Annotated in this window: 36 protein-coding genes and 1 tRNA gene; 36 read left to right on the top strand and 1 reads right to left on the bottom strand. The window is 40.1% G+C overall.

Annotation, left to right across the window (positions count from 1 at the left end):
• The first annotated feature begins 76 nt into the window (after nucleotides 1-76).
• The 30 genes from MKL35_RS09210 to MKL35_RS09355 all read left to right on the top strand — a co-directional run bounded on the left by MKL35_RS09210 (nucleotide 77) and on the right by MKL35_RS09355 (nucleotide 16,624).
• Entirely contained in the window at nucleotides 77-262 is a 186-nt protein-coding gene (locus tag MKL35_RS09210; protein ID WP_024437069.1) for a Cro/CI family transcriptional regulator, read from the top strand.
• Nucleotides 263-272: 10 nt separating this feature from the next.
• A complete protein-coding gene (locus tag MKL35_RS09215; RefSeq protein ID WP_057066895.1) occupies nucleotides 273-539 on the top strand; it encodes a hypothetical protein in 267 nt (88 codons plus the stop codon).
• 50 nt (nucleotides 540-589) lie between these two features.
• Nucleotides 590-1,372, top strand: a complete 783-nt coding sequence (locus MKL35_RS09220) for an HNH endonuclease (RefSeq protein WP_002052507.1) — start codon at nucleotides 590-592, stop codon at nucleotides 1,370-1,372.
• On the top strand, nucleotides 1,365-2,255 hold the full coding sequence (locus tag MKL35_RS09225; RefSeq protein WP_057061338.1) for a hypothetical protein: 891 nt from the start codon (nucleotides 1,365-1,367) through the stop codon (nucleotides 2,253-2,255). The genes MKL35_RS09220 and MKL35_RS09225 overlap by 8 nt, the downstream gene beginning before the upstream one ends.
• Nucleotides 2,248-3,087, top strand: coding sequence for a hypothetical protein (locus MKL35_RS09230; RefSeq protein ID WP_270913444.1), 840 nt, complete (start codon nucleotides 2,248-2,250; stop codon nucleotides 3,085-3,087). The genes MKL35_RS09225 and MKL35_RS09230 overlap by 8 nt, the downstream gene beginning before the upstream one ends.
• Nucleotides 3,088-3,304: 217 nt before the next feature.
• Complete coding sequence (locus MKL35_RS09235; protein ID WP_151818877.1) at nucleotides 3,305-3,532, top strand: hypothetical protein; 228 nt, start codon at nucleotides 3,305-3,307, stop codon at nucleotides 3,530-3,532.
• Complete coding sequence (locus MKL35_RS09240) at nucleotides 3,529-3,786, top strand: hypothetical protein (protein ID WP_151818876.1); 258 nt, start codon at nucleotides 3,529-3,531, stop codon at nucleotides 3,784-3,786. The genes MKL35_RS09235 and MKL35_RS09240 overlap by 4 nt, the downstream gene beginning before the upstream one ends.
• Entirely contained in the window at nucleotides 3,783-3,959 is a 177-nt protein-coding gene (locus MKL35_RS09245; protein ID WP_270913446.1) for a hypothetical protein, read from the top strand. Before MKL35_RS09240 ends, MKL35_RS09245 begins: the two co-directional genes overlap by 4 nt.
• Nucleotides 3,956-4,276, top strand: coding sequence for a hypothetical protein (locus MKL35_RS09250; RefSeq protein WP_270913448.1), 321 nt, complete (start codon nucleotides 3,956-3,958; stop codon nucleotides 4,274-4,276). The genes MKL35_RS09245 and MKL35_RS09250 overlap by 4 nt, the downstream gene beginning before the upstream one ends.
• Entirely contained in the window at nucleotides 4,266-4,661 is a 396-nt protein-coding gene (locus tag MKL35_RS09255) for a hypothetical protein (RefSeq protein ID WP_270913450.1), read from the top strand. Before MKL35_RS09250 ends, MKL35_RS09255 begins: the two co-directional genes overlap by 11 nt.
• Nucleotide 4,662: 1 nt before the next feature.
• Entirely contained in the window at nucleotides 4,663-5,172 is a 510-nt protein-coding gene (locus MKL35_RS09260; protein ID WP_270913452.1) for a hypothetical protein, read from the top strand.
• Complete coding sequence (locus MKL35_RS09265; protein WP_152631330.1) at nucleotides 5,169-5,348, top strand: hypothetical protein; 180 nt, start codon at nucleotides 5,169-5,171, stop codon at nucleotides 5,346-5,348. The genes MKL35_RS09260 and MKL35_RS09265 overlap by 4 nt, the downstream gene beginning before the upstream one ends.
• A 1-nt stretch (nucleotide 5,349) precedes the next feature.
• Nucleotides 5,350-5,751, top strand: a complete 402-nt coding sequence (locus tag MKL35_RS09270) for a hypothetical protein (protein WP_151823418.1) — start codon at nucleotides 5,350-5,352, stop codon at nucleotides 5,749-5,751.
• Nucleotides 5,751-6,044, top strand: coding sequence for a hypothetical protein (locus tag MKL35_RS09275; RefSeq protein ID WP_004888449.1), 294 nt, complete (start codon nucleotides 5,751-5,753; stop codon nucleotides 6,042-6,044). Before MKL35_RS09270 ends, MKL35_RS09275 begins: the two co-directional genes overlap by 1 nt.
• Nucleotides 6,045-6,053: 9 nt before the next feature.
• Nucleotides 6,054-6,569, top strand: coding sequence for a hypothetical protein (locus MKL35_RS09280; protein WP_151823419.1), 516 nt, complete (start codon nucleotides 6,054-6,056; stop codon nucleotides 6,567-6,569).
• A 364-nt stretch (nucleotides 6,570-6,933) separates the two neighbouring features.
• Nucleotides 6,934-7,170: a hypothetical protein gene (locus MKL35_RS09285; RefSeq protein ID WP_031963733.1), complete on the top strand. Its 237-nt coding sequence runs from the start codon at nucleotides 6,934-6,936 to the stop codon at nucleotides 7,168-7,170.
• A gap of 84 nt (nucleotides 7,171-7,254) precedes the next feature.
• Nucleotides 7,255-7,331, top strand: a tRNA-Arg gene (locus MKL35_RS09290).
• Nucleotides 7,332-7,461: 130 nt separating this feature from the next.
• Nucleotides 7,462-7,665 (top strand): hypothetical protein, encoded by a 204-nt coding sequence (locus tag MKL35_RS09295; RefSeq protein WP_105918659.1) that lies wholly within the window; start codon nucleotides 7,462-7,464, stop codon nucleotides 7,663-7,665.
• The gene (locus MKL35_RS09300) at nucleotides 7,616-7,897 is read left to right on the top strand and encodes a DUF968 domain-containing protein (protein ID WP_254956404.1); all 282 of its coding nucleotides are present in this window, start codon (nucleotides 7,616-7,618) and stop codon (nucleotides 7,895-7,897) included. Before MKL35_RS09295 ends, MKL35_RS09300 begins: the two co-directional genes overlap by 50 nt.
• A 39-nt stretch (nucleotides 7,898-7,936) precedes the next feature.
• The gene (locus MKL35_RS09305; RefSeq protein WP_000862382.1) at nucleotides 7,937-8,131 is read left to right on the top strand and encodes a hypothetical protein; all 195 of its coding nucleotides are present in this window, start codon (nucleotides 7,937-7,939) and stop codon (nucleotides 8,129-8,131) included.
• Nucleotides 8,132-8,170: 39 nt separating this feature from the next.
• Nucleotides 8,171-8,581 carry a hypothetical protein gene (locus MKL35_RS09310; protein WP_254956414.1) on the top strand — a complete coding sequence of 137 codons (411 nt, stop codon included), beginning with the start codon at nucleotides 8,171-8,173 and terminating at the stop codon, nucleotides 8,579-8,581.
• The gene (locus MKL35_RS09315; RefSeq protein WP_105918655.1) at nucleotides 8,550-8,747 is read left to right on the top strand and encodes a hypothetical protein; all 198 of its coding nucleotides are present in this window, start codon (nucleotides 8,550-8,552) and stop codon (nucleotides 8,745-8,747) included. The genes MKL35_RS09310 and MKL35_RS09315 overlap by 32 nt, the downstream gene beginning before the upstream one ends.
• A 14-nt stretch (nucleotides 8,748-8,761) precedes the next feature.
• Nucleotides 8,762-9,244, top strand: coding sequence for a hypothetical protein (locus MKL35_RS09320; protein WP_182638795.1), 483 nt, complete (start codon nucleotides 8,762-8,764; stop codon nucleotides 9,242-9,244).
• Nucleotides 9,245-9,527: 283 nt separating this feature from the next.
• The gene (locus tag MKL35_RS09325) at nucleotides 9,528-9,989 is read left to right on the top strand and encodes a terminase small subunit (RefSeq protein WP_270913460.1); all 462 of its coding nucleotides are present in this window, start codon (nucleotides 9,528-9,530) and stop codon (nucleotides 9,987-9,989) included.
• The gene (locus MKL35_RS09330; RefSeq protein ID WP_270913462.1) at nucleotides 9,967-11,415 is read left to right on the top strand and encodes a phage terminase large subunit family protein; all 1,449 of its coding nucleotides are present in this window, start codon (nucleotides 9,967-9,969) and stop codon (nucleotides 11,413-11,415) included. The genes MKL35_RS09325 and MKL35_RS09330 overlap by 23 nt, the downstream gene beginning before the upstream one ends.
• A gap of 26 nt (nucleotides 11,416-11,441) precedes the next feature.
• Nucleotides 11,442-13,496, top strand: a complete 2,055-nt coding sequence (locus MKL35_RS09335; protein WP_270913463.1) for a portal protein — start codon at nucleotides 11,442-11,444, stop codon at nucleotides 13,494-13,496.
• Nucleotides 13,489-14,370 carry a hypothetical protein gene (locus tag MKL35_RS09340; RefSeq protein WP_270913464.1) on the top strand — a complete coding sequence of 294 codons (882 nt, stop codon included), beginning with the start codon at nucleotides 13,489-13,491 and terminating at the stop codon, nucleotides 14,368-14,370. The genes MKL35_RS09335 and MKL35_RS09340 overlap by 8 nt, the downstream gene beginning before the upstream one ends.
• Before the next feature lie 14 nt (nucleotides 14,371-14,384).
• The gene (locus MKL35_RS09345) at nucleotides 14,385-15,641 is read left to right on the top strand and encodes a P22 phage major capsid protein family protein (RefSeq protein WP_270913466.1); all 1,257 of its coding nucleotides are present in this window, start codon (nucleotides 14,385-14,387) and stop codon (nucleotides 15,639-15,641) included.
• A 60-nt stretch (nucleotides 15,642-15,701) separates the two neighbouring features.
• The gene (locus MKL35_RS09350; RefSeq protein WP_270913468.1) at nucleotides 15,702-16,142 is read left to right on the top strand and encodes a hypothetical protein; all 441 of its coding nucleotides are present in this window, start codon (nucleotides 15,702-15,704) and stop codon (nucleotides 16,140-16,142) included.
• Nucleotides 16,143-16,144: 2 nt separating this feature from the next.
• Nucleotides 16,145-16,624, top strand: a complete 480-nt coding sequence (locus MKL35_RS09355) for a packaged DNA stabilization gp4 family protein (RefSeq protein ID WP_270913470.1) — start codon at nucleotides 16,145-16,147, stop codon at nucleotides 16,622-16,624.
• A 284-nt stretch (nucleotides 16,625-16,908) separates the two neighbouring features.
• Here the strand turns inward: MKL35_RS09355 and MKL35_RS09360 are convergent, their stop codons facing one another.
• A complete protein-coding gene (locus MKL35_RS09360) occupies nucleotides 16,909-17,391 on the bottom strand; it encodes a helix-turn-helix domain-containing protein (protein WP_270913472.1) in 483 nt (160 codons plus the stop codon).
• An 84-nt stretch (nucleotides 17,392-17,475) separates the two neighbouring features.
• Between MKL35_RS09360 and MKL35_RS09365 the strand changes: the two genes are divergently transcribed.
• From MKL35_RS09365 to MKL35_RS09390, 6 genes are all read left to right on the top strand, one after another.
• Complete coding sequence (locus MKL35_RS09365) at nucleotides 17,476-17,667, top strand: hypothetical protein (protein WP_141991726.1); 192 nt, start codon at nucleotides 17,476-17,478, stop codon at nucleotides 17,665-17,667.
• A 22-nt stretch (nucleotides 17,668-17,689) separates the two neighbouring features.
• Nucleotides 17,690-18,580, top strand: a complete 891-nt coding sequence (locus MKL35_RS09370; protein WP_270913474.1) for an antA/AntB antirepressor family protein — start codon at nucleotides 17,690-17,692, stop codon at nucleotides 18,578-18,580.
• Nucleotides 18,581-18,698: 118 nt separating this feature from the next.
• The gene (locus tag MKL35_RS09375) at nucleotides 18,699-18,848 is read left to right on the top strand and encodes a hypothetical protein (RefSeq protein ID WP_270913475.1); all 150 of its coding nucleotides are present in this window, start codon (nucleotides 18,699-18,701) and stop codon (nucleotides 18,846-18,848) included.
• Nucleotides 18,849-18,894: 46 nt separating this feature from the next.
• The gene (locus MKL35_RS09380; RefSeq protein WP_270913476.1) at nucleotides 18,895-21,405 is read left to right on the top strand and encodes a glycoside hydrolase family protein; all 2,511 of its coding nucleotides are present in this window, start codon (nucleotides 18,895-18,897) and stop codon (nucleotides 21,403-21,405) included.
• An 85-nt stretch (nucleotides 21,406-21,490) separates the two neighbouring features.
• Nucleotides 21,491-23,809 (top strand): right-handed parallel beta-helix repeat-containing protein, encoded by a 2,319-nt coding sequence (locus MKL35_RS09385; RefSeq protein WP_270913478.1) that lies wholly within the window; start codon nucleotides 21,491-21,493, stop codon nucleotides 23,807-23,809.
• Nucleotides 23,810-23,818: 9 nt separating this feature from the next.
• Nucleotides 23,819-23,956, top strand: a complete 138-nt coding sequence (locus MKL35_RS09390) for a hypothetical protein (protein ID WP_270913480.1) — start codon at nucleotides 23,819-23,821, stop codon at nucleotides 23,954-23,956.
• The last annotated feature ends 3 nt before the right edge of the window (nucleotides 23,957-23,959 follow it).

Here is a 23,959-nt window from a genome sequence, read left to right on the forward strand (position 1 = left end):
AGTTATCTTACCAATTGACTTGGTAAGTTTTATGTAGTTTAATAAGGTAAGTTAAATTACTTTATGGGTAAGTTAGATGACTAAGTCAGAAGCTTTAACCCTGCTTAACTGCACTGTTACACAGTTAGCAGCGAAGTTAGGGATTTCTCACAATGCAATCAGTCAGTGGGACGAGTCAAAAATCCCATTAGCACGTGAATACCAAATACGTGACCTTGCTGATGGTAAACAACCATTAAAAAGAACTGCTGCGGCATCTTAAGGAAAGTTTTATGAGTCTTGATAAAAAATCTACGCATGTGCGTTTATCTCCCGAAATCCATGAACGAGCAAAAATACTTGCTCATGTTAAAGAAAAGGATCTCGCGGCCTATCTAGGTTTTCTTATTGAAAAAGAGATAGTTGGCGAGTGGCATGTATTCAATATACAAGCAAAATCTTTCGAGCGTTTGGGAATGTCAGCTTTAGTGCGGGAATTGAGTACAGAAGTCAGCTTTTCAGAGGGATCGGAAGGGATTAACGGGATTTTAGACAAATAAAAAAGCCTGATTTCGTGGATCAGGCTTAGTGTTCAAACAAGGTGGACCAAATGAACTATTCAATATTAGCAGAAAAAACTGAAAAACCAAAGCGAAAGCCAATTGGTGACAAGTTGCGTTTTGAAGTTTTTAAACGTGATCAATTTAAATGTCAGTACTGTGGCAAGTCTGCTCCAGACGTAATTTTACATGTTGATCACATCAATCCAGTAAGTAAGGGAGGAGATAACGACATTCTCAACCTAATTACTTCATGTGTGGATTGTAATTTGGGCAAGAGTGATCGACTGCTATCTGACAACACAGTTCTTGATAAGCAAAGAAAAATGCTTGAGGAGCTAGATGAGCGAAGACGACAACTTCAGATGATGCTCAATTGGCGAGACGAATTAAAGGGATTTGAGAGTGAAGTCGCTCAAAGTGTTGCTGATTATTTTGAACAATCAATTCAGAACCAAACTCAAGTAAATGAGACTGGTCTAAAAAACATTAACAAATGGCTTAAGAGATTTGAAGTAAATGAACTACTTCAAGCTATTGATGACCTTAATCCGATTTATACAAAAGATCAAAACTTAGATGCTGGCGCAATGTTCGCAAATATTCCAAAGGTCGCAAACTTTAATAGAAAGGGTGACCTTGAGAAATCAGCCTGTTACATCCGAGGGATTCTTAAAAATCGCATTTCATATGTTGATTACCAAAAGTCATTAGCTTGGCTTGTAGAAGCTCTCGAGTGTGGTGTTGATGAGGAAGAATTAAAGGATCTAGCGAAGTCAGTAAAAAACTGGACTCAATTCCGTACAGCAATGGAGGAAATATTAAATGGCTAGAGCTAGAAACATTAAACCTTCATTTTTCACTAATGATGAATTGGGCGATGTTAATCCGTTAGCGCGCTTATTGTTCATTGGAATGTGGACAATTGCTGATTTTAAGGGCTGTTTTGAATACAAACCTAAACGTTTGAAGGTTCAGCTATTGCCTTATGACGACTGTGATATCGAGCAACTCGTGAATGATCTAGAAAAATCTGGATTTATCTCGATTTATTCGGTACGTGGACGGAAGTACATCAAAGCTATTAATTTTGCCAAACATCAGAACCCACATAAGAATGAAAGGGAAGGTGGAAGTGAAATTCCAGATATTGATGAAGCCGATGTTGAAGAAGAGGAAAAATCCTTAAAAAACAATGAGTGGGCGAATATCGAGAATAATCTAGAGCAAGACGGAACTGATCGTGCTGATTCCCTTAACCTGATTCCTGATTCCCTTAACCTGATTCCCTCTACCCCAGAGCCGAAAATCGGGAAGACAGTTGACGAAATGTTCACTGAATTTTGGGAAATATATCCAAATAAAAAATCTGGACCAAAAGCAGCCAAGGAAAAATTCAAAAAGATTAATTTCAAAAAACACAGCTTTGAATTAATCATGACTTCACTTGAAAAACACATTCAGTCACTTGATTGGATCAAGGAAGGTGGAAAGTTTATTCCTCATGCCACTACTTGGATTAATCAAGAGCGTTGGAATGCTGATATTGGATCTACTCAGCAAACAAGTGGATTCAACTCAAACTATGGGTACCAGTCTTCACAACAACAAACCATTTCTGAACAAGCGAAATGGGATAAGTTCCTAAATCAAAATCAGGTTTGGGATGTCACACCAAAAAAGCCGTTACTGATTGAGGGGGTGGGTCATGCGTGAGTTCACCTTTGAAGACGCTATTCGCCTAATCGGGAAAATGCGTGGGTTTTACGGAAAGAAATTCGCAGATCAATGGGCAGGTGTAGATCCTAAAGATATCGCTGAATCAATGGTTGAGTGCTTTCAAGGATTAACAGCAGAAGATTTCAAACGTGGTGTAACCAAGATGATGAAATCAACTTTCTGCCCATCAATTCCAGAGTTTCGCTCTTGGTGTGAGCCTAAAGCATCTGACTGGTTAGACGCTCATGAAGCTTGGGCAATAGCTAAAAACTCAATCGAATATGGCACTGGTCGTGAAATGACAGTGGTGTGGACTGAGCAAGCCGCTAAAGCATTCGAGAAGTGTGCAGACTTGGTTGCTACAGGTGACAAGTTCCAATTGGCAGAAGCTAAGAAGATCTTTGTTTCTATCTACGATCGCTTGGTGACTGAAGCAAAAGACCAAGGATTAAAACCAGTCTACAACGTGAGTTTAGGTTTAGATCCAGACCAACGCATTACAGCAATCAAACAAGCTGAGGTAGCAGGTTTTCTCTCTACTCAAGAAACACAGCTTCAACTTGAGCACAAGCAAACCAAGGAAGAGCAACAAGCTGATAACGAGCGGTACAAAACGATTGCACAGAAAGCAATTGCGGAGTTGCGCGAGAAGCTAAAGATCCAAGCGCCAGTCAACAAAATGGCTGAGGAAATTAAGGAAGTTCAACCTTGGGAACTCAAACCCGACACTGAATATTGGCCCGATCCATTCGACCAGAAAGAAGAGTTTAAGCAAATGCTTGAAGCCGATGGTCTTAAGTTGCCTATGGCGTTGAGAGGTGCAGCGTGAGCGTACAAGTGCAAGTAACTTCGATCGATCGCCAGAAGATGCAATTCAACGTAGAGGCGATAGATGGTTCAAGAGTAATTCTCAAACGCGCATTCAACTTCAAGACTGAAACGAAAAAGCATATTGAGTCAGTGATTAATAAAGAACTTAAGACATTCAACAAGCCTTCATATGGCGGCATCGAAATTGTCTTTATGTGTCCAGTAGGAGTGTTCTCATGAGATTAGCAAATGATAAGCAAACACTAGATTGGATTGAGGAAATTGGCGGTGAGCAGTACGAAGCTAAATTCACTCATGGGACAGTCTACGGATATAACAAGTTCAAATGTCGTTGTGAGTTTTGTAAGGAAGCTAAAGCATTAAGCAACCAACGTGCAGCTTTGAAGCGAGCAGTTAAAGCAAACCTGCCTGAATCAGCTTTGATTGTTGGAGGCGCTGTATGAAATCAATAAGTAAAACCAAGAAACTTAACTTTGATGATCAACTTAGCTTGCTCATGTTCGGTTGTCATGCAACTGCGCCTTTCAATGTCAAAGACGTGAAGGAATCAGTGTTTGATTTCAATCGAGGAACAATTTATAGCGCTCTTCAAAGGTTTGTTGAGTGGAACTATTTCGAGCGTGTCGGCAAGAACCATTACAAAGCTACCCAATACGCTAAAGACATCCTGAATGTTAAAGGGGAGCTTGTAGCATGATCGAATTTGTTGATTACACCTCAATGATGAAGCTGCGTAGAGATTACAACCTAGGCACTCGTAATAAAGAAACAAGAGCAGCAGCAAATCTATACGAGAAATTAAGAAAGCTGAAAATGCTAGACCAGCTCAAGCAGGAAGCCATGACTAAACGTTACAAGGAGTCGGTATGAAACCAGAACATTTTATTCGTGAGCAAGGATTGGATAAGGCGCGAGAAGTTGTTTCTACAGGCTCTGATACTTATGTCTTTAAACCAGAGGGAAAGAAGAAGTATGTGCATCTTTCAATTGCTGACCTCAAGCGTCTGGTGGAGTCTTTGGACATCATTTGGAAGTTTGGTTCTGACATCAAGGGAGCTAAGCAACTTTTAGAATTTGTGAAGGACTGCGAGTCAGTATCCATTGGGCAACGAACAATTCAGGTAGAGCGTTTGGCTCAAGCCATCCGCGACCACGAATCAATATACGGAGGCAGTCATGAATCTTAAACAATGGCAACGAAGTAAAAAGATAAAGGCTGAGGCAGAAGCAGCAGCTAAGCGCACAGTTGAACGTGTATTGAATGCGGTAAAGGAGCCAGCCATGAGTGAGTTTAAAGTCGGGGATTGGGTCAAGATGAAGGATGATTCTTCTGCATGGATGGGTAAGGTTGCAGCTATAGAGTACAAGCCGTGTTTCGACTCAAAGTGGAACAGATACGAGATTGAGATTCTAGTTTTTGAAGATGGTACGAAATTGGGTTCTGGGTGGGCAATTCATGTTGTTAAAGCTGTAGACCGCCGCATTGATAAACCATCGAATCCGAGGGAATTAGAAACCCTAGACAAACCAGAAAACCACATTTCGCCTAACTGCCAATCAAAGGATGTTTGAGATGGATAAAAAGAGCAGAAACCTAGAACTAGAAAAATGGCTAATTGAAGCTGCTGGCGAAGAAATGATGGCTAATCATCTCGGTCCTAACTGGAACAAATTTAATGAAGAGTTTGGCTTTTATCCAAATATGGCTATGACAGTTGCGGATTTAGTATGGCAGCACCAGCAAGCGAAAGTGGAGGAGCTGCAAAAGCGGGTGGATAAAGCCCTAGAACTTTGCAAGAAAGGTGGTGCTCTCAGTGCATGTTTAGCTTTTCGTGTAGAGCAAGCGCTCCACGGTGAGTGCACACATGAGTCCGACGGTAGTTATCTTCTTAGTGATCCACCACGAACTAAATGCAAGAAGTGTGGCGAATTCTATTTCAAAGCCCTTAATCCAAATAATGAAGTTTTGAGAGGGCAAGTGGTTAAGAAAATAGAGGGACTTGTCCAAAAAAATGAACAAGAACGTAAGTTGTGGGATGCGATTAATGGTGGTGAGCAAGCGCTCAAGGGGGGAGGATCATGACAAAACTAATCGTAGCTATTGCAATCACGGCATACCTAACAGCTTTAACTATCGTGTTTGTGAAAGCAGGTACAAGTGCCTCTGAAGGTGGAAGTGACTTTGTTAGCTTTGCATGGTTTGCCCTTGGATTATTTATGGTAGTGGCACCTGCTACATTTTTTGTTACTGGGAGCTGATATGACCACATTCAAAGAGGCTCAACGCATTAGATCAAAACCAGTGGCGCGTTCTAGCGTGCCATTGAAGCATAGACAAGGTGTTAGCAAAGGCGAAGCAATGCTTTGCCGTCAGCTAGATGTGATGAAGATAGCTTATGAGCAGGAGTTTAGATTTCATCCAGAAAGACGTTGGAAGGCTGACTTTCGAATTGAAGGATACATGATCTTAGTCGAAGTCGAGGGTGGAGCATTTAGCAATGGTCGTCACACACGAGGCGAAGGCTACACGGCAGACTGCGAAAAATACTCAGTTGCAGCTATCCAAGGATGGACTGTAATTCGTGGCACTACAAAGCAAGTTCAAAGTGGCTTAGTGCTCAATTGGATTGAAGAAGCAATGAAACGGTTGAAGGTGGCGTGATGGTCTTTTACGAAGTTGGGACATACGAACAATACGAAGAAGGTTTTCATGCTTTCTTTCGCACTCGATATGAAGATAAAGCTGAACAAGTCAAAGCATGGGCAGAGGAGTACCAAGCTAAGACACCTGAATGGCCTACAGGTGAGACTGATGAAAAGCAGATTCAATATATGGATCTTGTTCGAAAAATTGATGATGAGTTTGCAGAGCTAATAGGCAAGAAGTTCCCAATATCAAACTATTCAAAAGACATGTACTCAATACTTATAAACAAAGCAGAACTAGACGATTAGGGTGACGGTATGAATGCGGCAGTAAATCACATTATGCAAACAACGGACTGGACTAAATACAGTCTAGAAGAATGGCTTTATCAATTTGGGGCTTGGATGTACTCAAATTCTGGAACTTGTGGGAAGAGCATAAACCCGATTGCTGTCGCTATGGATCAGGCTGCTAAGAAGCGCAAGCAGGAGGTGAAAGGTAAAGAGCAGATCATGGCTGATTGGCTGTGTTCAGATGATCCAGTTATCCCTAAAGGTCGTGGGCGTATAACATGTGAAATCACAGACAATGAAGCGCGTGCAGTTCAACGCCTCATCTTGGATATGCAAGGGCAGTCTGAAATCCTTGATGAGTGGCTTGATGCTGTAATCAAAAGATACTTCTATAACAACTCTTGGTCAGAAATGGTTGTAACTCAAATGAATGCTGTAGGAGATATGGTTGTTGTCTATTCCCAAAATGATGCTAGAGCAGATGTTAAATGTGGTTTAGCTGCTATTCACTGTCGTTATAGTTTTATTAAATACAAATAGGTATAGAACTTGACCTTGTACAAGGGATGTGGCATATTTATGTTAGAGTGGTGCGAAGTGTAAGTAAGGCATCACTGAATTAGTTGGTAACCCTTGCAACATAAGCAAGAAGGTGAAACTAGAACGAAGCCTGTCATTAAGTTGATGGGCTTTTTGGAGGTTCACATGCTCCGAATAATTAAGCAGGTCTTTTGCATACATGTTTGGGAATATGAATCCGACATGTTCAATCAGAAAGAATGCAGAAAGTGTGGAAAGATTAAAGTAATTTAATTTACTATTGAGAATTCAATAACTTAATTTGACCAATTCATTTAAATTCGGTACCCTTGTTGAATAAATTTTATTCATAAATAGGTGTCTTATGAAGCATGGGAAATTTGAGGAAGGGAAAGAGGTTTTCTTGAAGGGTTGTAAACAAAGAATGACTCTAGTTTCAATCGATCAAAAGGCTGAAACTGGCTTATGTAAGTGGACTGATCCTAATGTTCCAAAAATCCACCAAGAAGTCTTTAATCTTTCTGACCTTAGAGCAGCAGGATCAAATATAAATTGGGCTGAGGTGAATAAGGAGTTTGAAGCCCAGTCACGATTTAGATGATAGATTTTTAGTTTTGTTGGCCGAACGGATTACGGCATATATGGCCCCGCTGAATACTAGTTATTGGCGGGGCTTTTATTTTTTACGCCATTCGTCTAATTGGATAAGACATCATAATTCTAGTGTGATTGATGCGGGTTCGAGTCCTGCATGGCGTGCCATTTAATTTAGAGAAGTGAATATACGCCAATGTAGTAGAGCGGCTCTGGTATTGGACGCAATAGTGAAAACAGAGTGGTTGTCGTGCCTTAGGGGCTGTTCACTTCATCTAAGTTAAAAACAGGATTGTATATGGACACAATCGAAGCGAAGAAGAATTTAGAAATCTATAAACGTAATCTTAGCCGGTTAGAAAGTTATAACCACTTATTTAGCAGCCATACGTTTAAGACTGAATGTCAGCGTGAAGTAAATACTCTCAGAACCAGAATAGAGAACCTAGAAAATGCGTTCGACAAAGAGGCTAAACGAAATAAGAGCGCTACCATGCGTTAGATGTGGCTATCCTCACTCACAGGCTGCTCATTCTAATTCTGGTAAGCATGGCAAGGGGAAAGGAATTAAGGCATCAGATGCGTTTACAGTGCCGTTATGCCACAAGTGCCATTTCCTATTCGACACCTATCAATTAGGCACAAGACAAGAATCGGAAGCCTTATTCGATGGTTGGTTAGAAAAAACAGAGCGGATGTTGAATATTGATGGAAAATCACAAGATTTATTTTGATATAGTGAATACTTATTAAGCAATACAGGTAGTTAATCGATGAAAGTATTCAAAGCTGATTTAGAAGGTGGTCGCTTTAAGTTCCAAGAACTGGATTCTATTCCAAGTGATATTCAATGGGATTATTCAAAAAAATGTTTTGATCCAGTTAATCAAATATATATTTTTCATAGGCATAATCTTTCATTTAATGAGTTAGATGAATTAAAAAGACAGTTCTTTGATGAAAAATAGAATAAAGCCACCCTCGGGTGGTTTTTTATTGAGTTGATGATGATAAACAATAATTATGTCCCTCAATGGTATGAAACCCCATTCCAGCACATTAAATACACCCTCGTAAGAAACCAAGACCAATTAGATATACTTTTTGACAGTGTGAAAGCTCCTTACGATTTTCTTGAAGGTGGGGCAGATGCACGAGTCAACTTGCAAGATGGGTATGCAGTTGTACAAATTGGCGATTGTGATAACTGGGACTTAATACAAGTTCATGGCTTATTGCTACATGAGGCTGTACATATTTGGCAAGAAGTAGCTTTAGTAATGGGTGAAGAAAACCCAAGCGTTGAGTTTGAGGCTTATTCAATTCAAGCAATTGCTCAAGACCTATTTGAAATGTTTGAAGCAAGTACGCTAAGGGAGCTTACAGATGAGCAAAAAGAAAACAAAACCCTTGCATGAAGTGAGCTGGCTTCATATGGGACGCACCAATGATTTTGAAGAACTCAAAGCAGATATCCAGCATGTTTGCAAAGACGTTCAGGGTTTTATTAAAGAAATTGCAGTAAATGATATTGTGCAAACTTTTTTAAAGCATGGATATGTAGTTGTTAAGAAAAAAGATTAGTTCGCGAGGTCAAAATGGAATTCCGACAAGTTGTTAAGAACCATTGCGACATTTCACCAGTAACTAACTTTCTTAATGTGAATCATGCAAAGGCTGCGAGTGAAGGGAAACCTTTAGTCGTATTGATTGCACCACAAGAGAAAGATCGTTCAAAAGCTCAAAACCGGTTGTACTGGATGTGGCTTAATCAATGGGCCAAGAAGCAGGGAACAGACAAAGACTACGAGCATCTGTTCTTTAAGAAGAACTTCCTATCAAAAATCTATGATCGTGATGACGTTGGTCAATACAAGAAAACATTCAAGGCTGTTAGAGAATTGAAGGATTCTAAGCATCCAGCCTATCAACAAGTAGCTGATGGACTTTGTGAGTTAATGAGCACGACAGACGCAAGTACAGCTCAATTCACTGAATACCTAAACGACATTCACGCCTTCTGCAACAAACAAGGGTGTTATTTGGAAACTCCTGATGATCTTAAGTATGTGCTTGAATAATTGCCAATTTCATATTATTAATGTCTCTCACTTTATAAAATGAGAAATTAACAAATGACAATGAATAACCTTGAATATGAAGCAGTAATTGAATGTGAAAAAATTAAAGGTAAAGCAGCAATCCTGTGGCAATATTGAATCACGCTTGTTCTGGGACGTCGGGGTTCAACGGTATAAGTGATGAAACTAAAGAAGACTTAATTAAATTTATAACTGATGTCCAGAAAACATTAGATGAATAATACGAACCGCCCAAGTGGCGGTTTTTTTATGAGGTAAATAAATGGAAGAACAAATCAAAGGCGCAGAACCACTTGAAGATGAACGCCATGAGAAGTTCTGCCAAGAATATATTGCAAATCCTAAGCTAAGAATATCTGAGGCAGGAGAAGCAGCAGGATACGAGCATCGTCAAAATGCTTGGGCTGTCTATAAGCGTCAGGACGTTCAGGATCGGATTGCTTATCTAAATTTAGAACGAATGGCTGACTTACGTGTTGATCAGTACTTAGTAATTAAAAACCTTCGAGATATTGCAGAACGAGCTATGGAAGAAGGTGAATATTCTGCTGCAAACAAGGCTAACGAATTGCTTGGTAAGCATATGAATATGTTTACAGATAAAGTTCAGCACGAACATTCAGGAAAAGTTGATATTAAACAATTAGCCGATGATGACTTAGATAAGCGCATCAAAGAGCTTGAAAGTAAGGTAATGCAAGATGACAAGAGAGGAGAAACTTGAATATTTAGCATTACTTGAAGAAAAGGCTCGTCGTTTAGAAACTTATAGATATAAAGATTTTGGCGACAAGTTATATCCATTCCAAAAAGAATTAATCAAAGCGACTAGTCAATATTCCCAAGTCATGTTAATGGCTGCCAACCGTGTCGGGAAAACAATGACCGGTACTTATGTGGATACTATTCATGCGCTTGGACATTATCCGGATTGGTGGGATGGGCATACTTTTGATAAAGCTCCTTTAATCTGGCTATTAGGGTACTCAGGCGAAAAGATCAGAGACCTCTTGCAAACTCCTATTTTTGGTAGACGTATTGAGAATAATTGGACTGGGGGGCTAATCCCGCCTGAATACATTCTTGAGCATGAGTCAATGACAGGTACACCAAATGCTATGCGTACTGTTTATGTGCGTCATGGTGGTGGTGGTGATGTTCAATACCAAACTTCAAAAGTTCAGTTGTGGTCCTACTCTCAAGGGCAGCATGCATTGATGGGTGACAGTGTTGACTGGTATCACATTGACGAAGAGCCAAAAGATCAGCAAATTTTCCCACAGGTTTTGACTCGTACTGCAACAGGCGATCAAGGTAGAGGCGGTAGAGGAATTCTAACGTTCACGCCTGAGAATGGTCGAACTGATCTGGTTATTCAGTTTATGGATACTCCATCAAAAGGTCAGTATCTGATTCAAGCTGGTTGGGATGACGTAACCCATTTATCTGAGCAAACTAAACAGACGCTTCTTGAGTCATTTCCTCCACATCAAAGAGAAATGCGTACCAAAGGTATCCCAATGCTTGGGCATGGACGTATATATGACTTAAGTGAAGACTATATCACCTGTGATCCATTTGAGATTCCAGACCATTGGATGGTTATTGATGGAATGGACTTTGGTTGGGATCACCCGCAAGCACAAGTGCAATTAGCAATTGATATGGAAACAGAAACTATCTATGTCACTCATGCATGGAAGCAAAACCGCTTATCTCCAAATGATGCGTGGGGCGCTGTTAAGTCTTGGGCTAAAGATGTACCCACAGCATGGCCTTTGGATGGGCTACAAACCGAAAAGGGTTCAGGTAAGCAGCAAAAAGCCTATTACAAAGAGGCGGGTTTTAACATGCTTCATGAACATGCAACTTGGCCTGATGGTTCAAACGGGGTTGAGGCAGGCTTATTTGAAATACTTGATCTTATGCGTAAAGGGCAGTGGAAAGTTTTCAAGGGGCTTAGAGCATTTTTAGACGAGTTCCTTCAATACCATCGTGACGAGAAGGGCCGAATTGTAAAGGTTGGCGATGATGTCCTTGATGCTGCACGTTATGCCTACATGATGCGTCGTTTCGCAATTAGAAAAGGCCTAGTAGGCAAACCTAAAAAACCAAAAGTAACAGTAATTCCAACAGCACATCGCTGGTAATAATTCAATTTAAGTGAGGTCAAGTTGTGACTAAAAAAGAACAACTTGCGACCATTCACGCCCGTGCAAAAGCTCATTTCGACAAAATTCAAAGTGCTGTGCGTGATGAGCGTCAACAGTGTTTAGAGGATCGTCGTTTTTATTCAATCGCTGGGGCGCAATGGGAAGGCAAGCTAGGCGAGCAATTCGCAAATAAGCCGAAGTTTGAAGTCAATAAAATCCACTTGGCTGTCATTCGAATTATTAATGAATATCGAAATAACCGAATCACAGTAGATTTCGTTTCTAAAGACGGTTCACAGAATGATGAGCTAGCAGATACTTGCGACGGCTTATACCGGGCAGATGAGCAGGATTCTGGTGCAGAAGAGGCATATGACAATGCTTTTGAAGAGGCTGTAGGTGGTGGCTTCGGTGCTTTCCGTTTACGTGCTTGTGAAGAGGATGACGAAGACGAAGAGAATGAACGTCAACGTATCAAGATTGAGCCAATTTTTGATGCTGACTCATGCGTGTTCTTTGACTTGGATGCTAAGCGTCAAGACAAGGCAGATGCAAACTTTTGCTTTGTCCTAACTTCAATGACTCATGATGCCTACATAGAAGAATATGGTGATGATCCAGCTAGCTGGAATAAAGACATTTCAAATGCGGAATTTGATTGGTGCACACCAGACATTGTCTATGTAGCTGAATACTACGTTGTTGAAAAGGTCAAAGAGAAACAACACATCTTTGTCTTAATCGATGGTACTGAACAGCGCTACATGGCTGATGAGCTTGAGAATGATCCTTCAATTCTAGAGCGTCTGAATGCAACAGGTGCACAAGAGTTAAGAATTAAGACTCTTGAGCGTCGTAAAGTACGAAAGTACATGATGAGCGGCTCTCAGATTCTTGAGGATTGCGGATACATTGCAGGCCGTTATATCCCGATTGTTCCTGTCTATGGCAAGCGTTGGTTTGTAGACAATGTAGAGCGTTGTATGGGCCATGTACGCCTTTGTAAGGATGTGCAACGCCTCAAGAACATGCAACTTAGCCGGTTAGGTGAAATTGCAGCTTTATCGCCAATCGAAAAGCCAATCATGGCACCTGAACAGGTTGCTGGCTTTGAACATATGTGGGCGAATGACAATATCGACAATAACCCGTATTTGCTTGCCAACCCACTAACTGACATCAATGGCAATGTGATTGCGCAAGGTCCAATTTCATATACAAAGCCACCTCAGGTTCCACAATCTTTAGCAGCTTTGTTGCAATTAACAGATGTAGACATTCGAGAGCTTTTAGGCAATCAAGAACAGGGAGAAAAGATCAATGCCAATGTGAGTGCAGAGGCGATTGACTTAGTTCAAAACCAACTTGGAATGCAGTCTTACATCTACATTGACAACTTTGCAAAGGCTATCAAGCGTTGTGGCGCAATTTGGCTCTCAATGGCCAAAGAACTTTATGTTGAAGAAGGTCGTCGAATGAAGACGATTGGAAAGCAAGATGAGGTGGATAGTGCAGAGCTTTCAAGACCGGTAATTGGTGAAAGTGGCATTGAATATGAAAATGACTTAACAAAAGCATCATTCGATGTTGGTGTAGATGTCGGCCCGACTTCATCAAGCAAGAAGTCCGCAATCGTACGTCAATTACAAGCCTTACTTCCATTCACTACAGATCCGCAAGACATGAAGATTCTACTTGCAATGATCTACATGAACATGGAAGGCGAAGGAATCAAAGATTTCCGCAATTACTACCGCAAATGGTTAGTTCAAATCGGTGTTGTAGAGCCTACCGAAGAAGAGCAACAGGAATTGATTGCTGCAGCGCAGAATCAACCGCCTGATCCTCAAGCAGAACTTGCAAATGCATTAGCTATGGAAGCCCAAGCTAAAGCGCAGAAAGCACAGGCTGACACATTCTTAACGGCTGCAAAAACCGAACAAACCAAAGCTGACACAGCAAAAACTATCGCATCAATGGAAAACGAGCAGAGAGATTCTGTTGTTAATGCCATTGAAAAGATTAATCAAAACATGGCGTCCGCTCAGCCTATGAGTGAGGGAGTAGCAAATGTCTGAACAAGATCTAGAGCAACAAGACGAACTTCAAGATGACGAAAATCTTGATATTGAAACACCGAATGATGATGAAGATCGAGATGATGCCGAATCAACTGAAGGTGAAGATACTCAAGAAGAAGGTGAAGAGTTCGACATTGTTGTAGGTGATGAAAAGCCAGAAGAGCAGCAAGAAGATGACTTTCATGGTAAGCCTGCACCACAGTGGGTAAAAGATCTCCGTAAAGAGAAGAAAGAATCTGATCGTCGTATCAAGGAGCTTGAGGCCAAGCTTAATGAACAGAACAAACCAGAAGCTATTGAGTTAGGCGAGAAGCCTACTCTAGAAAGCGTTGGTTACGATGCAGATGAATTCGAAAAGCAACTTGTTGAGTGGACTGCAAAGAAAGCCCAGTTCGAGCAACAAGAAGCAGCTAAGCGTGCAGAGCAGGAGAAGGCACAAAAGGTTTGGCAAGAAAAGCTAAACAACTATGAAGCCAAAAAGACTGCAATTAAATCAAAAGTTCGTGACTTTGATGAGGCCGAAGAATTTGCACGAGATGTGCTAAATCAGACTCAACAAGGCATTTTGATTCACGCAGCAGAAAAACCTGAACTTCTTATCTATCACCTAGGTAAAAACCCTCAAAAAGCAAAAGAATTGGCAGCACTAACCGACCCGATTCAATTCGCTTTTGCAGCAGCAAAAATTGACGCTCAGATTAAGGTTACGACTCGTAAGCCATCTACAAGCCCTGAAAGAAAACCAAGTGGTTCGGCTCCGTTGAGTGGCACGGTGGATACAACGCTTGCAAAGTTGCGCGCTGAAGCAGAAAGAACAGGCGATTACACCGAAGTAAATAAATACAAGCGAAAGCTTAAACAAAATCAATAATGGAGTAGGCAATAATGTCTAATAGTTTCTCTAAAGAAGAACGCGTTGCCTTTGAGGAAATGTTGGAAGGTTTTCAAGACCAACTTGTTCTATCAAAGTTAGTAAATAAGTACCGAATGAGTGATGTTGAAGCTGAACGCTCTAACAACACTATTTGGCGTCCTATGCCTTACATTGCCACTTCTTACGATGGCATGGACCAAACAGGCAACTTTAAAGATAAAACACAGTTATCTGTACCAGCTACCATTGGCTATAAAAAATCTAGTCCATGGATTCTTGATGCTCAAGAACTACGTGACCAACTTCAAGAAAATCGCTTAGGCGATGCTGCAAAACAGAAGTTAGCTTCTGATATCAACGTTGCAGTAACAAAAGTAGCTTCTTTGCAAGGCACATTAGTTGTTAAGCGTACAGGCGCAGCTACTGGCTTTGATGATGTGGCCCTTGCTGATGCAATCATGAATGAGCAAGGCATCCCAATGAATGATCGTCGTATTGCTTTGGCAACGCGCGATTACAACTCAATGGCTGGAGACTTAGCTAAACGTCAAAACGTTGTCGGTAAAGTTCAGACTGCTTATGACCGCGCATACATCGGTGATGTGGCTGGTTTTGATGCGTTTAAACTCGACTACTCAGAGCGTTTAGGTGCTGCTACAGCAACAGGCGTGACCATTGGTGCTGCTAACCAGTTCTACGTTCCTAAAGCCACTTCTACAGCAGCGACTGGTGAAGTAGGTAATGTAGACAACCGTTATCAAACAATCACTGTTGCGGTAACTGGTGGAGCATTGAAAGAAGGTGATGCATTCACAATCACTGGTGTTGAATCAGTTCATCAAATCACTAAGCAAGCAACTGGTCAGTTAAAGACTTTCCGTGTTGTAAAAGTGAATAGCCCAACATCGGTTGTAATTTCTCCTCCGATTATCTCGGCTCAGGGTGGTTCAGAAGCAGAAAAGCAATATCAGAATGTAAGTGCTACACCTGCAAATGGTGCAGTTATTACAATGCTGAACACTGCAACAGCTTATGCAAACCCATTCTGGCATCGTGATGCAATTGAGTTGATTCCTGCTCGCTATGCAGTTCCTACGAATGCTGGTGCAGCTGTAATGCGCGCAACAACAGATCAGGGAATTGAGCTGGTATTCCAGAAGCAATATGACATCAACACAATGAAGACTAAGTATCGTCTAGATACTATGTTTGGTGTTGTGATGGTGAATCCAGAAATGGCTGGTATTGAATTATTCAACCAAACCTAATCTAACCCAGTGACGACAAATGCCCGCTATATGCGGGCGTCGTCATTTTTGGAGGCTGAAATGTCAGATGAATATCCTAAAGCTCTATATCGTGGCGACACTAAATCATATGAACATGTGATTGCAGACGGTGAAGATCACGAACAGCATTTGCGTGAAGAAGGCTACGTTAATTATTCAGAACTAAAAGAGCCTGAAATTGTGGTGGTTGGCAAGGTAGCTGGTTCAAGTGGTGAACTTAAGCAGGTCCAAGAAGAACTACTTGAGGCTTTAAAGAAAAACAAATTTCTTGAAGAGCAACTTGCCACAGCAACAGGTGAATACATTGTTCAAATCAATAAGCTCAAAAAAGAGAATGACGGCTATAAGTATTCAGCAATGGATGCAGGTGAGTTAAAAGCTATTCTTGATGAGAAGGGCATTAAATATGGCTCACGCGATGGCAAAGATGTTCTTGTAAACCTTGTGCTTGAAAACCTTTACCCAAAAGAAGGTGAATAATCATGTCATGGACAAAGCGGCAACTTGTCGAAACTGCATTTGAAGAAATCGGAATGGCTGCTTATGTCTTTGACTTACAGCCTGAACAGGTAGAGAGTGCGCGTCGATCTATGGATGCAATGGCTGCATTATGGTCATCCAAGAACATTCAAATTGGCTACCCATTGCCAACCGAGGCAGATAGTAGCGATTTAGATCAAGACAGTTACATACCAGATTATGCTATTGAAACTTTCTATTTGAATTTAGCAAAGCGTTTAGCATCAAAATTTGGCAAGGTCTTAGCACCTGAAAAAGTAGTGTTGGCGAAAGAAGGTTATGAAAACCTTTTGCGAATGGCAGTATCTCACCCACCTCAAATGAAATACGCATGTTCACTCCCATCAGGGGCAGGCAATAAACAATGTGATCCATTCATTGTTAATACACAAGACAATGTAGTTTTAGCACCTAATCAAGATGCGGAGTTTTTCAATGAGTAGACGTCTTAATGAAACTGATGCTTTAGGTGTTGGTGACCAATTCGTTTTATATAAAGGGAATTGCACAGATTTTCGAGCAGTACCTCAAGATAGAACTTTCTAATTAAGTTTGAGAAAATTGAGCATAGAGTCCAAGAGTTAGAAATTCTGAATGAATTAAAAGATAAAGATATTAATGATTTAGAAAATAAAATTCGAAATCTTGAAGAAAAACTTTTTAATTATGAGAACCCTCATTCATAAACTTTAAAAAAGCACCCAAGGGTGCTTTTTTAATAATAAATCTAATTTTTGATGTTATTTCCAAGGTATTCTTCGAAGGCCTTTTCATCCAATTCTAATTTACTATTTTGTTGATTATCGAGTTTAGAGTTTCGCTCATTTTCAGACATATTTAAAAACTTTTCGACAACACCAGACATAAACACTTCAAACTGCTCTTGGAGAGAGCGATTATTTTTTTGAGCTTCATATTCGATAAATTCAACAATTTTTCGGGGGAACTCATGAATATTATAGGTTATTGAAAAATTACCATCTGGTTGTTCTTTTGCATCACCACGTGTTTTTGGAATTAGATTTGAAGAATCAATCCCTAACGCATCAGCTATTTTGTAAAGGTTAGAATCTCTCGGGATGACATCAAGCTTAACCTCATAATCTGAGATTATTTTTCTACTTAAACCTGTCTTGTCTGCAAGTTGTTGCTGAGAAAGACCGGCCTTTGATCTAAAAAATTTAAGACGAGCACCAAAAGAATCTTTCATAAAAAATAAATCCACGAGTTGACAAGGTTTAAAACTTATCGTAACTTATCAATAGTTATCAAAAATAGAGAGGTTATGATAACAATGTACACTTGTTCCTATGATGACGAATTAGCAGATATTGTCAAGGCTGCTGCCAAGAGAGAAAACCGTACCTATCGAGGTCAATTCAATCATTACTTAAAACTGATTCTTCAACACGAAGGTCTTCTTGAAACTCCAGAAAATAAAAAAGCAGATTGCACTCGCCAAAGTAACCAATCTGCTTCTGTTTAACCCACACAAAGGAATTAAACCTATGACTATAGTAGCAGAAAAAATTGATTTACAACATACCTTAACTGGAGATCAGGTACTTGATCTGGTTGAGGTGGATATTGGTGGTGACAAGCAGTTTGCTGTAGATGCCAGATCATTACATTCATTTTTGGAAGTTGGTCGTGATTTTGCTAACTGGATAAAACAACGTATATCTAAGTACAAATTCCAAGAGAATGTAGACTTTGTTTTAACGGTCGCCAAAACGGGCGTCCGTTCAAATGTTGTTCAAAAAGACTATTCATTAAGTCTAGATATGGCAAAAGAACTTTGCATGGTTGAGAACAATGATAAGGGGCGCGAAGCTAGACGATATTTCATTCGTTGTGAAAAATTAGCATTTGAAGCTATGAAAGAAAAGTTTATGGGTAGTGCAATTGAAACACGAAAAGTAATTACACCTGAACAAAAAGATTCATTGCAGAAGATTGTAGATGCTAAGGTAAACGGCAAAAATGGATTAAGGGCACAAGTTTGGACTCGACATAATCGGCATTTCAAAATTAACTCTTATCATGAACTTCTAGCCATTCACTTTGAAGACTCTGTGCAGTATCTATTAAGTATGGAGCTAAAAGGGAAGGTAGAAAATCCTTTAGTACCAATGCAAGTAAATAATGAGCCGTGGAACGACACCGATGTTCAGTTCTTAATGTGGTTTGTGCCTAAGATTTCAAAAATTATTAAGAACGATATTTATCCTGCATTGAGTATCTTGCGCAGTGAATGTGCTGCACAGGTAATAGGGATAACTCAAGAGATGGCGGTACATGCCAATGCATTAAATCGAAGAGCATTGAAACATGGTATGACGCACTATTCACAATTAGGTGGGCAACCTATCCATACAATTGAATGGTATTTATCATAGATAAACAAAAACCGCCGAAAGGCGGTTTTTTAATATCCAAAAACAAAACCCCGATGTTGACGCATCGGGGTTTTTGCATTTCCACCAACCGACGAAAGTAAGAGGAAAATAAATCTATATGGAGCATTTTAAACCAATAGTGGAGCTTATGAAAGTGTCTATTGAAAAATATGGTTTATGGCAAACAATTTTTGCCTTTTTATTACTATTTTCTATACCAATATTAATCTGGAAACTTCCAGAAATTATTTCAGCGATTAAAGCCTAAAAGCCGACCTATAAATGGTCGGTTTTTTATTGCCTGAGGAAAAGTTATGGCAACAAGAGAAAACTTCGAAAAGCTATTAGGCTCCCCAAATGTGCGGAAGATGCTTGACTTGATTGCCAATGCTGAAGGCGTTCAACATGGCTATAACACATTGTTTGGCAATGAACGTTTGGATGATCTATCAACTCATCCAAATATTAAAAAGCAATTTAAACAAACTGATGGACAGATAAAAAATACAACCGCCGCAGGCCGCTACCAATTTCTCAGTGATACTTGGAATGGTGTTGCTAAACAGCTTGGTTTAAAAGATTTCTCACCTAAAAACCAAGATATCGCAGCAGTTGCGCTTTTGGCTCAGAATGGTGCTTTGCCATCAGTTTTGAAAGGCGACTTTAAAACAGCAGTTCAAAAGTCTGGTAGTACATGGGCTTCTTTACCATCTTCTCCTTATGCACAACCAAAAAAGTCTTGGAGTGATTTGGGACTAGACAATCCTGCACGTGATCAATATCAATCACAAGCTTCAAAAATTGTTGCTGCATACAAGCAAAAACAGAAGGAGCAAGAAGTAAAAGCTCAATCTGTAGATCAAGCAGCACGCTCTCAAAGAATTGTGGAAGCTTATCAAAAAGCTCAACAAAACGGACAAATTAAGAGTGCTGCCAATCAACCACAAGGGCTACCAGACTTCGATGCAAATGGCGTGATTACTTATGATCAACCGCAAGCAGCTCCACAAGTTCCAGAACCATCTTTTGCTGATAAAGCACTTGGATTAGGTGAAACAGCACTATCTGCTGCCACTGGTGCAACTGGCGGCACACTCGGAATGATTGGCGGAACTATAGGGCAAGCAGGCCGCGAAATCCTAGCCGGTAATTTCGGTACACCTGAAGCAGCTCAGCGTATTTCACAAAATGCAGCAGAAGGTGCAGCAGATTTAACATATGCGCCAAGAACGCAAACAGGTCAGGAATATGCTCAAACTTTGGGGGAAATCTCCGAGCCATTAGTTGCTTTAACTCCTGCTTTAAGTGAACTAGCTTTAGCAGGACAAGCCGCTCGTGGTGTTGCTCCAATTGCACAAGGCCAAGCTATTAGAGCAGGGCAGGCAGTTGCTCCTGTAGCTGAGCGTGCAGGGAAAATGGCAGCGAGACCAGTTCAAGCTGTAGCTAATGCCACTCGTTCAGGCGTACAACGTATGGGCGAAATGGTTGGTTCAAGAACACCAGAAGCAGAAAGCCCAGCACCTGCAAACGTCGGTGCAGCACAAGTAGATCAAGCGACAATACGACAAGCACTTTCTCAAGACTTGCCTTACCCAGTGCAACTTACTGAAGGTCAAATGACGCGTGATCCTGCACAACTTAAGTTTGAAGTTGAAACTGCTAAGGATTCAGACTTAGGTGCTCCACTACGGCAACGTCAAGAAGAGCAACATCAAGTTATGCAACATAACTTGGATGCGTTTATTGATATGACTGGTGCTCAGGCAACCAATATGCGTGAAACAGGTATAGCGGTTGATAAGGCTTTACAAAAGCAACTTCAAGCCGATAAAAACCGTGTACGTGTGGCTTATGCAAAAGCTGACAAATCAGAGGAAGCACAAAGACCAGTAGACCTTACACAACCTGTGAGATCAGGTGAAAATGATCCAATGTCTGTGATTGATTATCTGAATTCACAACCTGAATTACCAACTACACCAATTTTAACAAGTGCTAAACGTACTGCTGAATCTCTAGGAATCGCAAGACGTGGCGAAAAGGGCGAATTGATTCCCAACAATCCAACCATTAAGCAAATGGAGAAGTGGCGACAAGAGATCAATGCCAATACCAATCAGGAAGCGCCAAATATTAGGCAAGCTGCAATTCTAAAAGACATGATTGACCAACATGTTGAGCCGGTTGTAGGTAATCTCTATAAAGCGGCACGGAATGAACGTAAGCGCATGGCAGACCATTGGGAAAATCGCACAATTATTCGTGATTTAACGACAAATAAAGCTGGAACCGAAGACCGTCGTGTGGCTCTTGAAGATATTCAAAAGCGAATTATTCATGATGGTTCACTTGATGATCTTCGTGTTGCAAAACGTGCTCTCCTTACAGCAGGGGAAGAAGGTAAGCAAGCATGGCGTGATATCCAAGGTCAAACGCTTCAAGAGATTAAGAATGCTGCTACAGCTGGCGTTGCACCAGATGGGCAGGGCAATCAAATGGTAAGTGCAGCTGCCTTGAATAAAGCGATTAAACGTTTAGATGACGCAGGAAAACTTGATTATGTCTTTGGTCCACAAGGTGCCGAAAAGCTTCGAGCAATAAATGAAATTTCTAAGACTTTATTTACCACCCCTACATCCGCAGCAATCAATCATAGCAACACTGCCGCAACACTAGCCGCTGCAATGGATATCGCAATGTCTGGTTTATCTGGATTTCCTGCGCCTGTTGCTACAGCTTTGCGGCTTGCCACTAAACACATTAAGGACAATAAGGTTAGAGCTAGAGTGATGAAAGCTCTCAATCCATCCCGTCCAAATTCCTAATCCAAACAAATAACTGAACCCCGCTAAATGCGGGGTTTTTCTTTTCCAGATTGCAAAAACAGGCTCTAAATTCAGGAGTTTTCGAATGACATTGTCAATTTCAAATCAGTACACAATATTGAATGATCTAGACGGCAAGCCATTAGATTCAGGTTATTTGTACATTGGAGAGGCTGGTAAAAATCCTGAAGTTTATCCGATCCCTGTTTTCTGGGATGAAGATTTCACCAAGCCAGCTCATCAGCCAATTACAACTAGGAATGGCTTTATTTATAACAATGGTGGTCCATCTAAGCTTTATGCAAATGTTGGCAGTTGCTCCATTATTGTGAAGAACAAGAAAAAAGTTACCGTTTATACAGATCTAAATGTAACTGCTACAAGTGCCTCATCTATTTTTGATGGCGATGAAAATCAGAAAGACATCAATGACAAGACAGCACAAGTAGTTCCAACTATAAGTGACCTTTTAAATGTGGCAGTTCGTAAAAATCAACAGACTGTTTATGTTCAATCATACAACGCGCCGATTTTTGCAGAACTATATCCGTATAAAGGGGGTGACAACTTTACTTATGTTGACTCATTAAAAGATCAGTATAACGGTGTAACGATCTTTAACGGATGGTTAAGGGATTTAACTGACAAACAAATCAGCACATACGATGCGGGCTTAACTGGCGATATCTCAAAAGATGGAGATTCGACAGTAAAGCTAAATACAATTGCAAGTGTAATTTCAGACGGATTTGAAGTTATTTTTGCTGGAAAGTTCTCTATTAGCACGAATATTAGCTTTAAGAATCTGTATAACTTAAAAATCACAGGTATAGATTCACTAATTTCAGGTAATAAAGCAACGTGGGTCTTTGGTGAAAAGATTAATGGCTCTACCAACCACAGGGGCATGATTTCATTTAATAATTGTCCAAACTTGAAAATTAGTATGCTGGGTGTTAAAGGAATCCAAAAAAATATTTTTGGTTCATTTCAAGATGGGGATTCATGTATACAAATCGTGAATTGTCCAAATTATGAAATACGACTTTGTACATTAACAAACTGCTTTGCATGGCCAATTATTGCCGAAGGAAGCCCATTTCCAGTTATTGAATATAATGTTATTGCTGATGCGGTGCACCAAAGCGGTATTAACGCATGTGTTGGAAGTGGCGTAAACTCAAAGATTAACTTCAATCATATTTCGAATTGCGGGCTCTATGGCATTGAGTTTGAAACATATACATATCATGAGACAGATACATTTGAGTGTATGGGCAATGTTATTTCTGACTGTTTTGTTGGCATTACTCCGACTGGCACGGGTGTAACTAACGGTTTGATAATTGGTAACCGAATCACAAAATGTGGTTACACTGGAATGCTATTCCAAAACTTGCCGAATAGTTTATCTCTATCTGTTTTCAACAACACGTTAGATGAGAACTATCGCGGATTTATTTTTAAATCTTCTCCGAACACGTTTGCACTAATGAATAATATTCGAGGGCGTGCAAAAACTGATCTTTATTTAAAAATAAATGTAGATTACTTTGTATTAAAAGTTATTGATGCACATAGCTTTTTAATCAAGAGAGGGGCTGTAAGTGGTCCGGGTTCTATTTATGTTAATGGGTATCAGTTTACTGTTACATCAGTTACAGATTATACAGACCCAACTGGTGAATTCGGCTCAGATACTGATCTCTCTAAAGTTACAGTATCAGAGAATATAACTGAAGACCTTGTTCTAAATAAGCATTTGCAGAGAAAAGTTACAGCTGGCAGTGTTACAGAAGCTAACATTTCTATGCTTAATGACAGCAATAGTCTTATTGTTAAGAACAATATCTTAAGCGGCGGTAGTTATGGTTTCTTTTACACTCAGAGCGAAGATATTGTAATTCCTGCAGGAACAAAACAATATGTCTATGATAACGAGATATTAGATTTTGATATAAATGCTGTGCTTCACACACAGTCTACAAGCCATGTTTATTATCGCGGCAATAAAGTTAGAACTAAGTCAATTGCAGCATATGTTTTGCATCTTGATCTCATCTTAAACGGATCATTTGCAACAAAATCACTTTTACAAGTTAATGACGGTAAGGCCCATACAAATACTGATAAACCGATACATTATTTTAGTGCATACAATGACGAGTTGATTATCGGTGTTTATGCTAGTTATTTGAATGGTGCGACAACTGGGCAACCAGCAGTTAAGTTAAATTCTGGTGCTGCTGTAATTGAATCAACGCCGGATCAAACGTTAACAACAGGTCGATTTTTCAGAATTAATGCTGTACTGAAAAAGGGAGTAAATACTGTCGAAATGCTAGATACAGTTGGCGATTTAATTTACACAAATACTTTTATTGATTTAATTGTACCAGCGTAGGCAAATATTATGAGCGAAGAACTTTCAACTGAAGATGTTAACGTTTCTGAAGTTAAAGCTGAAGAAACGCTTATGAGTGAGAATATTTCAAAAGATTCTTCTGAATATATTCTTGAAATGCGGAAAAATCTTATTTTTATAGAATAGTAC

Origin of the sequence: Acinetobacter sp. AOR41_HL, from assembly GCF_027854645.1 — a bacterium.
GTDB lineage: Bacteria > Pseudomonadota > Gammaproteobacteria > Pseudomonadales > Moraxellaceae > Acinetobacter > Acinetobacter nosocomialis.